Source organism: Gordonia sp. (in: high G+C Gram-positive bacteria), assembly GCF_052106715.1.
Classification (GTDB): domain Bacteria; phylum Actinomycetota; class Actinomycetes; order Mycobacteriales; family Mycobacteriaceae; genus Gordonia.
The window spans coordinates 1-13,694 of record NZ_JBQEDL010000060.1; the positions used below are offsets into that span (position 1 = coordinate 1).

16 protein-coding genes and 2 tRNA genes are annotated in these 13,694 nt (G+C 64.8%); 10 read left to right on the plus strand and 8 right to left on the minus strand.

Features of this window, described 5'->3' with window-relative positions:
- Positions 1-305: 305 nt before the first annotated feature.
- Entirely contained in the window at positions 306-725 is a 420-nt protein-coding gene (locus tag ACTIMF_RS18385; RefSeq protein WP_442351729.1) for a hypothetical protein, read from the minus strand.
- On the opposite strand from ACTIMF_RS18385, the gene ACTIMF_RS18390 reads away from it, so the two are divergent.
- Complete coding sequence (locus ACTIMF_RS18390) at positions 724-981, plus strand: hypothetical protein (protein WP_442351730.1); 258 nt, start codon at positions 724-726, stop codon at positions 979-981. The two genes, ACTIMF_RS18385 and ACTIMF_RS18390, sit on opposite strands and share 2 nt — an antisense overlap.
- Before the next feature lie 275 nt (positions 982-1,256).
- On the opposite strand, the gene ACTIMF_RS18395 is transcribed toward ACTIMF_RS18390, so the two are convergent.
- Both ACTIMF_RS18395 and ACTIMF_RS18400 read right to left on the minus strand, forming a co-directional pair.
- Positions 1,257-1,682, minus strand: coding sequence for a DUF6924 domain-containing protein (locus ACTIMF_RS18395; protein ID WP_442351731.1), 426 nt, complete (start codon positions 1,680-1,682; stop codon positions 1,257-1,259).
- A 126-nt stretch (positions 1,683-1,808) separates the two neighbouring features.
- Positions 1,809-2,405: a hypothetical protein gene (locus ACTIMF_RS18400; RefSeq protein WP_442351732.1), complete on the minus strand. Its 597-nt coding sequence runs from the start codon at positions 2,403-2,405 to the stop codon at positions 1,809-1,811.
- A gap of 264 nt (positions 2,406-2,669) precedes the next feature.
- Between ACTIMF_RS18400 and ACTIMF_RS18405 the strand changes: the two genes are divergently transcribed.
- Positions 2,670-3,665, plus strand: a complete 996-nt coding sequence (locus tag ACTIMF_RS18405) for an alpha/beta hydrolase (RefSeq protein WP_442351733.1) — start codon at positions 2,670-2,672, stop codon at positions 3,663-3,665.
- Positions 3,666-3,752: 87 nt separating this feature from the next.
- Here the strand turns inward: ACTIMF_RS18405 and hisC are convergent, their stop codons facing one another.
- Positions 3,753-4,814, minus strand: a complete 1,062-nt coding sequence (gene hisC / locus ACTIMF_RS18410; protein ID WP_442351734.1) for a histidinol-phosphate transaminase — start codon at positions 4,812-4,814, stop codon at positions 3,753-3,755.
- 113 nt (positions 4,815-4,927) lie between these two features.
- Between hisC and ACTIMF_RS18415 the strand changes: the two genes are divergently transcribed.
- Both ACTIMF_RS18415 and ACTIMF_RS18420 read left to right on the plus strand, forming a co-directional pair.
- Positions 4,928-5,016, plus strand: a tRNA-Ser gene (locus tag ACTIMF_RS18415).
- 62 nt (positions 5,017-5,078) lie between these two features.
- Positions 5,079-5,154: transfer RNA gene (locus ACTIMF_RS18420), tRNA-Arg, on the plus strand.
- Between the two features lie 164 nt (positions 5,155-5,318).
- On the opposite strand, the gene ACTIMF_RS18425 is transcribed toward ACTIMF_RS18420, so the two are convergent.
- Positions 5,319-6,104 (minus strand): SGNH/GDSL hydrolase family protein, encoded by a 786-nt coding sequence (locus ACTIMF_RS18425; protein WP_442351735.1) that lies wholly within the window; start codon positions 6,102-6,104, stop codon positions 5,319-5,321.
- Between the two features lie 128 nt (positions 6,105-6,232).
- Here ACTIMF_RS18425 and ACTIMF_RS18430 point away from each other — a divergent pair, with 128 nt between their 5' ends.
- The 4 genes from ACTIMF_RS18430 to ACTIMF_RS18445 are packed head-to-tail and all read left to right on the plus strand — an operon-like array spanning position 6,233 to position 8,495.
- Positions 6,233-7,495, plus strand: coding sequence for an alkane 1-monooxygenase (locus ACTIMF_RS18430; RefSeq protein ID WP_442351736.1), 1,263 nt, complete (start codon positions 6,233-6,235; stop codon positions 7,493-7,495).
- 2 nt (positions 7,496-7,497) lie between these two features.
- Positions 7,498-7,671 carry a rubredoxin gene (locus ACTIMF_RS18435; protein WP_442351744.1) on the plus strand — a complete coding sequence of 58 codons (174 nt, stop codon included), beginning with the start codon at positions 7,498-7,500 and terminating at the stop codon, positions 7,669-7,671.
- Positions 7,668-7,847, plus strand: coding sequence for a rubredoxin (locus tag ACTIMF_RS18440; protein WP_442351737.1), 180 nt, complete (start codon positions 7,668-7,670; stop codon positions 7,845-7,847). Before ACTIMF_RS18435 ends, ACTIMF_RS18440 begins: the two co-directional genes overlap by 4 nt.
- A gap of 39 nt (positions 7,848-7,886) precedes the next feature.
- On the plus strand, positions 7,887-8,495 hold the full coding sequence (locus ACTIMF_RS18445) for a TetR/AcrR family transcriptional regulator (protein ID WP_442351738.1): 609 nt from the start codon (positions 7,887-7,889) through the stop codon (positions 8,493-8,495).
- Positions 8,496-8,501: 6 nt separating this feature from the next.
- On the opposite strand, the gene ACTIMF_RS18450 is transcribed toward ACTIMF_RS18445, so the two are convergent.
- The gene (locus ACTIMF_RS18450; protein ID WP_442351739.1) at positions 8,502-9,359 is read right to left on the minus strand and encodes an alpha/beta fold hydrolase; all 858 of its coding nucleotides are present in this window, start codon (positions 9,357-9,359) and stop codon (positions 8,502-8,504) included.
- A gap of 52 nt (positions 9,360-9,411) precedes the next feature.
- On the opposite strand from ACTIMF_RS18450, the gene ACTIMF_RS18455 reads away from it, so the two are divergent.
- Positions 9,412-9,723, plus strand: a complete 312-nt coding sequence (locus tag ACTIMF_RS18455; protein WP_442351740.1) for a hypothetical protein — start codon at positions 9,412-9,414, stop codon at positions 9,721-9,723.
- Positions 9,720-10,904, plus strand: a complete 1,185-nt coding sequence (locus ACTIMF_RS18460) for a L,D-transpeptidase (protein ID WP_442351741.1) — start codon at positions 9,720-9,722, stop codon at positions 10,902-10,904. Before ACTIMF_RS18455 ends, ACTIMF_RS18460 begins: the two co-directional genes overlap by 4 nt.
- A gap of 18 nt (positions 10,905-10,922) precedes the next feature.
- Here the strand turns inward: ACTIMF_RS18460 and ACTIMF_RS18465 are convergent, their stop codons facing one another.
- Both ACTIMF_RS18465 and ACTIMF_RS18470 read right to left on the minus strand, forming a co-directional pair.
- Complete coding sequence (locus ACTIMF_RS18465) at positions 10,923-12,959, minus strand: MMPL family transporter (RefSeq protein WP_442351742.1); 2,037 nt, start codon at positions 12,957-12,959, stop codon at positions 10,923-10,925.
- Between the two features lie 105 nt (positions 12,960-13,064).
- Positions 13,065-13,694, minus strand: a 630-nt coding sequence (locus tag ACTIMF_RS18470; RefSeq protein WP_442351743.1) for a M13-type metalloendopeptidase, incomplete at its 5' end; no start/stop codon positions are given.

The window sequence follows — 13,694 nt, forward strand, 5'->3', positions numbered from 1 at the left end:
TGCACTCCGGCCAGCTCGCAGAACGCATCAACGCACTCTGAGATACGAAGAGCCACATAACTGACAGGATGTGCTGAAGCAAGACGAGTAGTAGCAGGGGAGACGAGCCGGATCCTCGGCGACTACTTGCGGAACGGGCCCTAGACGTGCCGAACTCTTTAGGGGCTTGCCGACCCGACCCGCCGTAATGATGGATGGTGGGTGAAGGCCAATCAGGCGGCCTACGTGGATGACGGTGCGTCATGGCAGCTAGGCGATCCCGTGCAGCGCGGCAGCGACATGCTGACCAAGGTTTCAGTGCAGTGTCAGTTCCCGTTCGCCACGGACGCCGGCAGGCACACGTTCAACGATGCGTCACACCGAAGGTCGGCGATCGTGACGCGCTCGTGCAGCTGGTTCGGGACGATGGGCGCAGTCCCGTTGCCGTGCGACCAGTCCACACGGTTGGTGATCGTCAGTTCGCCTGCCTCGTAGGTCTTCTCGACGCGGGCGTGCCCGGAAGTGTCGCAGTCGGCCTTGACCACGCGTGCCTGATCGAACTGCACTTCGTAGGACCGGTATCCCTTGAAGTAGCCGAGACTGTCGCCGTTGACCTGGACCCACGGCGACGCCTTGGTCTTGTGGTTGAACGTGTCGGTGATCGGTACTGTCGCACCGACCGCTGGCGCCTGGTCACAGTTGACGATGTCCGTCCAACCGTTGATGTACGAGGCGTGAGCCACCATGCTCGGCACCGACGAGAACGAGATCGCCACGACCCTGGCCGACGCCACCGCCGACCGGGCACAGTTGATCGGCCTCGCCGTCGCTCTCGGCGCACACGAATCAGTCATCGCCAAAGACTCCTGGCGCGACACCTACCAGCGCACCGCCCGGACCGCCTACCTCGACCTCCTCGACGAAGTCACCGGATACACCCTCACCGATGTCGAAAAGGCCATGACCGGCACCATCGACCCCGACACCATCGACCTCGACTAACCAACAGGTGGGCCGGGTGAGCACACGCCGCCCGGCCCACCCCCGCCGGTCACCACACGTGCAGAACGCGGCTGCTGATCGCGGGTGCCAGGCCCATCGAGGCCCTGACACTCGCACGACCTCCGGTCGAACAACGGACCGACCTACGGCCGCACAACACCATCGCGGTGCTTGCCGGCCGCCCTGCGCTAACGCTCCGGACAACCACCAACCACCGAGACCGCTCCTCCGTCGCGGCGCGGAACCGGCTCCGCCGGTACAGCCCTCTGCCTAGCTCACAGCCCCTTGTACTGCGGCGAGTTCGGATCCTCAGGAAGAACTCCATCAATCGCCGAGTCATACAGCTCGTCGAAAAACAGGTTCCCCTGGACGAGGTTCGTCACCACAAGCCACAACTCCTGGACACGAAACCGAAACGTCCTACCAGGAGATTCCGGACTCATATCCACCGCAGCGAACGTCACAGGCTTCTTCCTCGAAAAGGTTACGGCATCAGCCAAAACAGCCACAGCGGGAAGGTTCTCTGACTCTGCCGTAGCAACATCTAACGGAGACGCACCGTCAAACGTCGTATCGTTGATAAACGTCGCATCGATCGACAGCGGCCCCTCCGCGCCATCAAGAAATATCGGCTCTGACGTAGCAAGGAGTATTTCTCGCCACTTATCCTCGCTCGTCGAAAAGTCTGTACGAATAATCACAGCCCCACTAGAAGCTGGAGGAATATATAAAGCCATACCACACTCCGTTTTCGATCTGCTGATAACAAGTATAGTCGGGGCTCCGACTGCTGTCGAAGCCCCGACTATATATCGGTAGACGAACCGTCACCCGATCTTGAACGTTCCAACTACGGTCTTGCCGTCCTTCTGGAACACGTCGATCGACCGAGAATCCTTGTTCATCGACCGTGCTTGCTGCGGAGAAGTCGCCTTCGGGCTCGCCAAGCTCTGACGCTTCACATATCCCAGCTTTCCGTTCGTTGCATACGCAGCGATCAAATCAGGACCATCCTGATCAGACTTCGCGTCCGCCCCGGAACCAAAACTCTGGCCCGAACCGTTGCGGCCCGTCTCAGCCACCGACGGAACAAACGAGGACCTAGCCGTCGGAGCCTTGTAACTCAAAGGGTTCGACGGGAACGTAATACTGTCCTTGTAGCCCTCGGCGTCGTCCCAAACAGTCACAAACCCGTGGCTATTGTACGAACCATTACCGCACGTCGCAGAGGTTGCTGCGACGAACTTCGTCGTCGGGGACGCGTTGTACTGGTAGTCCAGCGCCTCACACAGAACACCACTTTTGAACAACCGCGGTCGAACACCGACCGCCCCTGGGCCGACAGCGTTCCCCAGGGCCGGCCAGATGGCACTCTCCGCCTTCAGCGGCGAGTTGTTGATCGTCGAATTGTGCAGGTAGATCACCCCGTTTGCATCAGGAGGAGTCGCCCCCGTCCACCCCGTCTGCGTACTCGCCGACGCCACAGGCGCAGTCACCACACTCGCAGCAACCGCCACCGACAGTGACGCCAAAGACACTCCCACACGAACCACACGAGACACCATGAAACTATCCCTTCAATCGATGTAGCCAGGTCGGGCTGGTCAGACGCGGTGTCGGAGGTGTGGAGACGAACTGTGGAGAATCGGACAATTCTTCTCAGGTTGGAACGGGTACTCTTAGCCACCATGTGGTCCATTCGATCTACCCGATGTGTCGCGGTTGCGGCTGTCGTCGCTGCTGCGGCGATGCTTGCCCCTGCCGCGATCGCCCAGGCTTCTCCGTCGAAGAAGGACGTCGCGCGGATCGTGGCACTCAAGAAGGTGTCGACGCACCGAGTGGACCTGAGTGTGAACTCGCCGTCGATGGGCGAGAAGGTGAAGGTCACGGTTCTGACGCCGGGTGGCCAGGCGCCTCGGCCCGCGTTGTACATGCTCGACGGCTCCGAAGCGGGCAAAGACGTGAGCGATTGGATCACCAAGGGCGGTGCGGGCCGTTACTTCGCCGGGCGCAACGTCAACGTGGTGCTGCCCGCGGGCGGTGCCGCGTCGTTCTATACGAACTGGAAGCACAAGGACAAGGTCGTCGGCAAGCCGCAGTGGGAGACATTCCTGACCAAGGAGTTGCCGCCGCTGATCGACGCGAAGTTCTCGGGATCGGGCCGTAACGGCGTGCTCGGACTCTCGATGGGTGGGCAGTCGGCGTTTGCGCTGGCCACCCGGCATCCGGACCTGTACCAGGGTGTCGCGTCGCTCAGTGGATGCCCGCCGGTGACGGGACCCGCCAATGAGGCGTATGTCCGTGCGACCCTCGGCCAGACCGGAGCCGACGCCACCAATATGTGGGGAAGGCCGGGCAACGCGACGTGGCGGGCACACGACCCGTCGTATCGGATCGATGCGCTGCGCGGTAAGGCGATCTTCCTCTCGTCCGGGTCGGGCGCTGTCGGCCCGCTCGATCTGAAGGCGGACATCGACCCCAAGGACGGGCCGGAGGACGCTCAGATCGCCGCCGGTTCGGCTCTCGAAGTCGGAGCTAACCGCTGCTCTCTTGAGTTCGCTGCGCAACTGCGGGTCAAGAACGTTCCGTTCCAGTCGAACTTCCGTCTGATCGGTACGCATCGTTGGGACTACTGGAAGCAGGACCTGCCCCTCGCTTGGCAGGCGCTCGCCCCTGCCCTCTAGTTCAAGGTCGGGCTGCCCACTAGTTTAAGGCTGTGTCGCCGCCCGTCCCCGGCTCGACCCAGCCGGGGAGGCGGTAGGTCGAGATCCTCAGCCCTGCGCCCACTCCTGTGCGAACGCCAGGAACACGTCGTTCTCGGCGGGTTCGGTGACGGTGACTCGTACGCCCTCGCCTGCGTACGGACGCACGATCACGCCTGCTTCGGTCGCCGCTGCCGCGAACGGCTCCGCGTCGTGGCCGAGGGCGAGCCAGACGAAGTTGGCCTGCGAGTCGGGCACGGTGTATCCGGCCTCGCGCAGACACGCGGTGACGCGTGCCCGTTCGTCGACGACGGCGTCGGTGCGGGCCAACAGTTCGTCCTTGGCGCGAAGTGAGGCGACTGCGGCGGCTTGGGCAAGGCTTCCGACACTGAACGGAACGTGGACCTTGCCGAGTGCGGTGATCACCACCGGGTCGGCGACGGCGTAGCCGATGCGTAGGCCGGCGAGTCCGTACGCCTTCGAGAATGTCCGCAGCACAACGAGATTCGAGTACTCGCGGCGTAGCTCGAGTGCGTCGTAGGCGTGCGAGCCATTGAGTCGTGTGTACTCGAAGTACGCCTCGTCGAGGGCGACGACGACGTCGTTCGGCACGCCGTCGAGGAAGTCGCGGAGCGCCTGCGCTTCGACGACGGTGCCCGTCGGATTGTTCGGATTGCAGAGGAAGATCAGCCGGGTCCGGTCGGTGATCGCTGCCGCCATCGCGTCGAGATCGTGCACGGCTTCGCCGGTCAATGGGATCTGGACCGGTGTCGCGCCCGCTACCCGAGTGGCCAATGGGTAGGTCTCGAACGACCGCCACGCGAACAACACCTCGTCGCCGGGGCCCGACGTCGCGGTGATCAGGTTCTGGCACAGGATCACTGACCCGCACCCGACCTGGATCTCAGCGGGAGTCACCGCCAAGGCCTTGGCGAGCTCGTCGGTGAGTTCGACCATTCCGTTGTCCGGGTAGCGGTTGGCCCTCGACGCTGCGTCGGCGATCGCAGTCACGACGCTCGGCAACGGGGGATGGGTCACCTCGTTGCTCGCCAGCTTGATCGCGCCGGGGAACGACTTGCCGGGAACGTAGGCGGGCAGGGACTCCAGGTCTGGTCTCATACGCGGTGTCACCCCTTGAATGTATGCCTGACCAGGGCCGCGACGCACATCGAGCCGTCGATTTGCGTACGCGAGACGTGGCTGTGTAATGTTTTGCCTCGGCAGTTCGGAATAAGAACTCCGCTGGAGGCGTGCCAGAGCGGCCGAATGGGACTCACTGCTAATGAGTTGTCTCGCTAAAACGGGACCGGAGGTTCAAATCCTCTCGCCTCCGCCGACCGAGGCCACGCCCTCGGAAGAATTGAATATCGGATCGGGTACACTCGATCCGGGCACGCGCCCGTAGCTCAACGGATAGAGCATCTGACTACGGATCAGAAGGTTTGGGGTTCGAATCCCTACGGGCGCACCACAAGAAGCAGGTCAGAGCTTTTCTGGCCTGCTTTTTCTGTACCGTCGACTGGACGGTTTGCGCTCAGGGCGCGAGTCTTCGTGCTCGGGGCACGGCATCGTGCACAGGGTCAGGGTCTGGGCGCAACGTCGTGCCCAGGGCACAAACGTCGTCCCCGGTACCGCTCAGCGCGCCGTGACGTTCCCGGGTGCGACGACAGGAGCCAGCAGCGGACGTTTCGGGGTCCGTCCGTCGCCCAGTGATCGGCCGCGCAGTTTCCGCACGATCCACGGGGTGAAGAACTCGACGAGCCAGCGTGCATCGTCGACGGTGCGGCGCAGCGGGTTCGGCTCGTCGGTGACATCGAGCGCGCTACTCCACTGGGAGTCGGCCCCGGGCAGTCCGAGCGCATGGGCGGCGCCCGCCGCGAACCGGCCGTGGCCCAGACTCGAGGCGTGCAGTCGGTCGGTCGACCAGGCGCGGCGGTCCCGCAGTACGGGTGCGGCGAAGAGGTCGACCAGCACGAACCCGTGGCGCCGTGCGAATCCCCGCATGATGTCGTTGACCTCGAACAGTCGTGATTCGAATGCGCGGCCGAGCGGGTTGATCTGAGCGATGTCCGGGAACGTGGAGATGATCACCGTCGCACCGGTCTCGGCGAGTGCGCCGTAGATCTGCTCGAGATCGGCGTGGACGACGTCGAGGTCGGCTCGGCCGATCACGTCGTTCATGCCCAGCGGGGCGGCCACCAGGTCCGGCTTCATGGCGAGTGCGGGCGCGAGCTGCTCGTTGAGCGTGTTCCGCGTGTTCTTTCCGCGGATGGCCAGATTTGCGTAGTGCAACCCGGGATTGATGTCGGCCAACTGCTCAGCGAGGCGGTCTGCCCATCCGCGGTACGTGTCGGGGCCGAGCTCGTCGCACATGCCCTCGGTCTGGGAGTCGCCGATAGCGACGAATCTGGAGAACTCCATGTCGTCGATCCTAACGATCGAACGATCGATAGCGGGGAAGGTTTACAAATGAGCGAATATGTATAGAAACATTACGATACAACGTCTAATGTCAAGGTCATCAGCTCGCCGGACCAAGGAGGATAACGATGGCGAATCCGACACTCGACGACAGTTCCGTCCCCGCGACGCAATGGCGTGACAAGAAGCGCCACCTGTGGCTGCTCGGCCTCATTCCGCCCACCGCGGTCTTCTTGGCGACCGGGCTGATCGCCGTGATGAACTGGCTCGGCGACACCCTTGACTGGGGGTGGATGGCCAGCGTCTCGCCCGTGTGGTGGTGGATCGGCCCGATGTTGATCTATGTGCTCCTTCCGATCCTCGACGTGTTCTTCGGGCCCGACGGTCAGAATCCGCCCGAAGAGTTGATGGAGGAGTTGGAAGCGGACAAGTACTACCGCTACTGCACCTACGTGTACATCCCGTTTCAGTTGGCCAGTCTCCTGTTCGCGGCCTATCTGTGGACCGCCGGGCCCGGGGCGCGCTTCGGCGACCTCAGCTGGCTCGGGATCGCCGGTGGGTCCCTCGGCATCGCGTCGAAGATCGGCCTCGCCTTCTCGATCGGCGCGATGGGCGGCATCGGCATCAACACCGCACACGAGCTCGGCCACAAGAAAGTGTCGATGGAGCGGTGGCTCTCGAAGATCACCCTCGCGCAGACCTTCTACGGCCACTTCTTCATCGAGCACAACCGTGGCCACCACGTTCGCGTCGCGACTCCCGAGGATCCGGCGAGCTCGCGGTTCGGTGAGACGTTCTGGACGTTCTTGCCGCGCAGTGTGTTCGGCAGCCTGAAGTCGGCGTGGTCGCTGGAGGCGAATCGTTTGCGTAAGGCAGGCAAGCCCGTCTTCCATCCGACCAACGACGTCCTGAACGCGTGGGCGATGTCGGTCGTGCTGTGGGGTGCGCTCGCCGCGATCTTCGGCTGGCAGATCCTGCCGTACATGGTCATCCAGGCGGTCTACGGGTTCTCCCTGCTCGAGACGGTCAACTACCTGGAGCACTACGGGCTGCGGCGTCAGCAGAACGCCCGCGGCCGTTACGAGCGGTGCACGCCGTCGCACAGTTGGAACAGCGACCATATCTGCACCAACATCTTCCTCTATCACCTGCAGCGGCACAGCGATCACCACGCGAACCCGACCCGTCGCTACCAGACGCTCCGCAGTTTCGACGAGGCGCCGAACCTGCCGTCGGGATACGCCAGCATGATCACGGTCGCGTACTTCCCGCCGCTCTGGCGCAAGGTCATGGACAAGCGGGTCATCGCCCACTACGACGGTGATCTCACCCGCGCGAATCTGCAGCCGGGCAAGGAGGCCCGCCTGCTCGCCGAGCACGGGCGGGGATGAGCATGGCCGCCTACTGCTGCGAAGTCTGCGATTACACATACGACGAGTCGGTCGGTGACCCGCGCGAAGGCTATCCCGCGGGTACGCCGTGGGCCGACGTTCCGGACGACTGGCCGTGCCCAGACTGCGGCGTCCGCGAGAAAGCTGACTTCATCGAGAAGAGGAGCGAGTCATGAACTACAAGCTGTACCAATGCGCCCAATGCGGATTCGAATACGACGAAGCGCAGGGGTGGCCGGAGGACGGCATCGAACCCGGCACCCGGTGGGACGACATTCCCGACGACTGGAGCTGCCCGGACTGCGGCGCCGCGAAGGCCGACTTCGACATGGTCGAGGTGGCACGGGGATGAACGACGGTGTCGTTGTGGGGTCGCCGTAGGCTGGGTGCCGTGAGCACTCCGATTCGGGACCGACCGTCGTACGCGTCGGCGAGTAAGCAGCTGCTGCGGAACACGCTGCTGGACGGACTGCGGGAACTGCTGCTGGAGAACGACTGGGCGCGGGTGACCATGAGCGACGTCGCCCAGTTCGCGGGCGTCAGCAGACAGACGGTCTACAACGAGTTCTCCTCGCGCAACGGTCTGGCGCAGGCCTATGCGCTGCGGCTGGTCGAACAGTTCACCGCAGAGATCACGGCCGCTGTCGAATCGACGCGCGGTGACGTCGAAGGCGCGTTCACCGTCGGCTTCGCCGGGTTCTTCGCCAGTGCCGCAGACGATCCCATGATCGCGTCCCTGGTGAGCGGCGAAGCGAAGCCCGACCTTCTCAAGCTCATCACCACCGACTCGGCTCCGCTCATCGAAGCGGCGACAGCTAATCTCGACACGCTCCTTCAGCAGTCGTGGATCGCGATGTCGGCCGAGGCGTCGGGTCGGATCGCCCGGACCATCACGCGGATGGCGTTGAGCTATGTCGCGATGCCGCCGGAGGCCGATTTCGACGTCGCCGCCGACCTCGCCCGCGTGATGACGCCCGCCATCACCCAAGCAAGGCGCTGAGCGAGTTCACGAACCGAGGAACGCGGAAACCGAGGCTTCGAAGGCGGCCTTCGCCTCGATCATCACCCAGTGTCCACATCTGGGGAAGACGTTCAGCTGCGCGTCGGGGATGAGTCTCATCGGGACGAGCGCCATGTCGGGTGGGCTCACCCGATCGTCGCGGCCCCAGGTCAGCAGCGTCGGGCACTTCACCTTGTGCATCATCGCCCAGTACGGCGGGAAGTCGGCGTCGGCGAGGAACTTCTGTTGCATCTCGAACGCCGCCGAGCCGTACATCATCGACGCGGTCTTCGCCGCGTCCGGATTGATCGCCGCCTCCCACCGTTCCTCGAGGAGGTCGTCGGTCACGAGCGCACGGTCGTAGACCATCGAGTTCAGCCACCGGACGAGTTTGTCCCGGTCGGGCGCATCAGTGAACTCCTGCAGCAGGCGGAGCCCTTCGGACGGGCTGGAGCTGAAGATGTTCGGTCCGACGCCACCGATCGTGACGAGTTTCGACACTCGGTCGGGGTGCTTGATCGCGAGATTGATGCCGACGACTCCGCCCATCGAGTTGCCGATCATCGCCGCCGACGAGATGCCGAGTGCATCCATGAACCGGATGACCGAGGAGCCTGCAGTCAGGACCGGGTGCCCCTCGACGGCGTCGGAGACGCCGAAACCGGGGAACTCGACGATGTAGCAGTGATGGGTCCGGGCGAAAAACTCCAGGTTTCCTCGGTAATTGCGCCACCCGGTGACGCCCGGTCCGCTGCCGTGGAGCAGCACGAGCACGTCGTCGTTGTGCTCGCCTGCTTCGTGGTAGCGCATCACGCCCTGGTCGGTGGCGATCTCGCGGCGGGTTCCTTCAAATGTCACGTCCATGCCAACAGAATAGAACGTGTTCTACTTCTCTGCTCAGAGTATCCTCGGGAGAATGCAGATCGATTCCTCGGTTCCGATCGTCGCAGCGGGTCTGATCGGCGGCTACGCCGCTGCTCGGTACACCGGTCGACGTGAACTAGGCGGCGTAGTACTGGCGGCGGCAGGTGTGACCGCGGGCAGGTCGTGGCTTACGCGCGGCCCCGCGGTGGCCTGCGGCCTCGCGGCCGTCTACCTGGGTGCGTTCGGAGCGTCGCACCCGCTCGCGAAGAAATTCGGGGCATGGCCGTCCGTCCTTGCCGTGACCGGTGGCGCCGTCGGCGTGACCGCGGCCGCGCTCGCCGCCGCGGACGGAGGGGCGCGATGAGCCGGCGGGCGATGAGTCTCGGTCGGTGGCGAGGTCGTGGATTGGTCGCGCTGTGCCTGCTCGCAGTCGCGCTCCTCTCGGCGGCCTGCTCCAGCGGCGGCGGCGGATCCTCGGAGCCGCCCGCGCAGGTGTCGCTCGCCAGCCCGGCGAAGAAGGTCAATCCGACCGACGAGATCGTGGTGCGCGCGAGCGGCGGCGACCTCGCGACGGTCACGGTCACCAACCCCCAGGGCAAACAGGTCGAGGGGGTGTCCACCGAAGGTGGCGCGGCCTGGCACACCACCGAGGATCTCGGATACGGCACCACGTACACGGTGGCGACGGACGCGGTCAACAACGACGGCAGGCACACTCGTAAGAAGTTCGAGGTAGCGACCATCGACCCGGACGACACCGCTTACGCGAACGTGGTGCCTGCGCCCGAGGCGGTCGCCGACCAGGGGATCGGAGTCGGGCAGCCGATGGTCTTCCAGTTCACCAAACCGGTGATGAACAAGGCGGAGGTCGAGAAGCATCTGTCGGTGACCACGACACCGGAACAGCCCGGTGCCTGGTACTGGACCGATGACCAGAACGTTCACTACCGAGCCAAGGACTACTGGAAGCCCGGAACCAAGATCCACATTGAGGCGGACGTCTACGGTGTCGACCTCGGTGACGGGGTCTATGGGGCCGAAGACAACTCGGTCGACTACACGGTCCACGACTCGTGGGTCGCCAAGGCGGACGGCTCCACCGAACTGCTCACCGTGTTCCACAACGGCGAGCAGGTCAAGCAGATGCCGATGAGCCTCGGCGAGCCGAGCACGCCATCGCACGAGGGCGTGCACGTCGTGTCTGAACGGCTCGACAACGTCGTGATGGACTCGTGCACGTACGGCGTCTGTGAAGGCGATCCCGGATACTACAAGGAGACGGTGTTCAAGAATCTCCGTATCTCCAATGACGGCGAGTTCGTGCATGCGGCGCCGTGGTCGACCGGGCAGCAGGGGGCGTCGAACGTCTCGCACGGCTGCGTCAACTTGAGCAACGAGAATGCACAGTGGATGTTCGACCACTTCAACCTCGGCGACGTCGTGGAGATCACCAACTCGGGCGGGCCGGAGCTCCCCGTGTGGGATACCTACGGCGACTGGTCCGTTCCATGGAACACGTGGAAGGCCGGGAACGCCGACCAGTAACCGGCGACCAGGACCCGGTCAGTCCTTCGACAGGGCAGACGGGAACCAGATCCGTCGTCCGACGTCGAGGGCGATCGCGGGGACTAGCAGTGACCGCACGACCAGCGTGTCGATGAGGACGCCGAACGCGACCAGGAACGCCACCTGGGCGAGGAACAGCAGGGGGATCACCGCGAGCGCCGCGAACGTCGCTGCGAGCACGATGCCCGCGGCGCTGATCACCCCACCGGTGCTGGTCAACGCCGACAGCATGCCGTCGCGGGTCCCGAGTCGCTGCGCCTCCTCGCGAGCACGCGTCATCAAGAAGATGTTGTAGTCGACGCCGAGCGCGACGAGGAACACGAACGCGAACAGCGGAACCACCGGGTCGGCGCCGGGGAATCCGAACGGACCGTTGAACAACAGCGCGCCGACGCCGAGCGTGGTCGCGAACGACAACACCGTGGTTCCCAAGAGCAGGAGCGGCGCGACGATCGAACGCAGCAGCAGTATCAACACGGCGAGCACCACGATCAGCACGAGCGGGATCACGAGATTTCGGTCGTGCCGAGCGGTGATCCGGGTGTCGAGGTCGACGGCGGTCGGGCCGCCGACGATGACGTCGTCGGCGACCGTGCCGCGGATCGCTTCGATGGTGTCCTGGGCGGCCAACGAATCCGGGTCGTCGGCGAGTACGGACTGGACGGCGGCCCGGCCGTCACGGACGACCGGAGCCCCGTCGGCGACCAGCACGTCGGCGGTTGCGACACCCGGCACCTGACGGACCGCGGTCGCGGTCTCCTCGGCGTTCGACGTCGAGGTGATGACCCAGGTCGGCGAGCCGGATCCTGCGTCGAAGTGGGCGTCGTGGAGTTCGGCGCCGGCAACCGAATCTGCGTCGCCGAGGAAGAAGTCCGTGGTCGCGACGCCATCGGCACGGAACATCGGGGCGAACGCGGCCCCGATGACCAGGACGACGAGCGTCGCGGCCCATGTGCGTCGAGGTGCAGCGGCGACGATGTCGGCGACGCTTTTCCACAGCCGGTGGGGTTCGTCGGCGCCGGTCGGCTTCGGACGGCGCGGCCAGAACGCGGTCCTGCCGAGGAGAGCGAGTGCGGCGGGCAGGAACGTGATCGAGGCGATCAGGGAGGCCGCGACACCGATCGCCGCGATCGGGCCGAGGCTGCGGTTGGAGTTCAGGTCGGAGAACAGCAGGCACAAGACACCGAGGATCACCGTTCCCGCCGATGCCGCGATCGGTGGGAGCGTCGCCCGCCAGGCGGTCACGAGTGCGCGGCGCGGGTCGTCGTCGGTAGCCAGATGCTCCCGATAACGCGCGACCAGGAGCAACGCGTAGTCGGTCGCCGCACCGAACACGAGGATGAACAGGATCCCCTGACTCTGTCCGTTGAGTTCGACAGTTCCACTGTCCGCGAGTGCGTATACGACGCCCGACGCCAGAGCGAGGCCGAACACGGCCGACATCAGGACGACGATCGGCAGGATCGGCGATCGGTAGACGAGGACGAGGATGATCAGCACCAGGACTCCGGCGACGAGCAGGAGAATGCCGTCGATCCCGGCGAACGCCCCGGACAGATCGGCCGCCTGCACTGCGGGACCGGTCATGGCGATCGTCACCCCCGGCGGGGGATCGGCGAGCGCGCCCTGCAGTCGTTCGACCGCATCGGAGGGATCGCCGCCCGTGGCGACCGGGACGATCAGCTGCGCGGCCAGGCCGTCGTCGGCGACCAGTGCGGGGGAGAACCGCGGGGCGAATCCCTCGGCGCCCTGCAGCGGTGCGACGGCATCGGACAGGTACGACGAATCGGCATCTGTCCAACCGTTTGGGTGCTCGCCAGCGATGATCGCGGGGAAGTACGCAGTATCCGTGAACTCGGGCAGCAGCGCCTGGACCTGAGTCGATTCGGCCGACGCCGGAAGGAAGGTGCTCGCATCATCGGCGGAGACCTGGCTCAACTTTCCAGCAAGCGGGCCGGCGACGACGGCGATCACGAGCCAGACGAGCAGGGCGAGGGCCGGAACGGCGATGCGGAGCACCCTGCGTGAGGACATGGTGAATGTCTACCAGCACGCAGGGCGCCCACAAAGCCCGAAGTGGGCGTCTCGACCGATTGAAAGTATCGGGCAGCGAGCCGCTCCGACCGGCGGGTGGGACCGCTACCAGATGTGGACTCGCTCGTCGGGATCGAGGTAGAGGGCGTCCCCGGGCGCGACGTCGAACGCCGAGTAGAAGGCGTCGACGTTGCGGACCACGCCGTTGCAGCGGAACTCGGGCGGGCTGTGCGGGTCGATCGACAGACGGCGAATCGCCTCGGCGTCGCGCGTCTTGGTCCGCCAGATCTGCGCCCAACTGAAGAACACCCGCTGCTCGCCGGTGAGATCGTCGATGACCGGCGGTTCGCCGGAATCCTCGGTCGCGATGCGGTATGCCACGAGGGCGATCGACAGACCGCCGAGGTCGCCGATGTTCTCACCGAGCGTGAATTCGCCGTTGACCTTGTGCTTCTCGTCCAACCCATCGGGCGTGAACTGGTCGTACTGCGCCGCGAGAGCCGTGGTGCGTTTGCCGAACTCGGTGCGGTCGTCGTCGGTCCACCAGTCGACGAGGTTGCCGTCGCCGTCGTACTTGGCGCCCTGATCATCGAAACCGTGGCCGATCTCGTGCCCGATCACCGCGCCGATGCCGCCATAGTTCGCGGCGTCGTCGGCGTCGGGGTCGAAGAACGGCGCCTGCAGGATCGCGGCGGGGAAGACGATCTCGTTCATGCCCGGGTTGTAGTAGGCGTT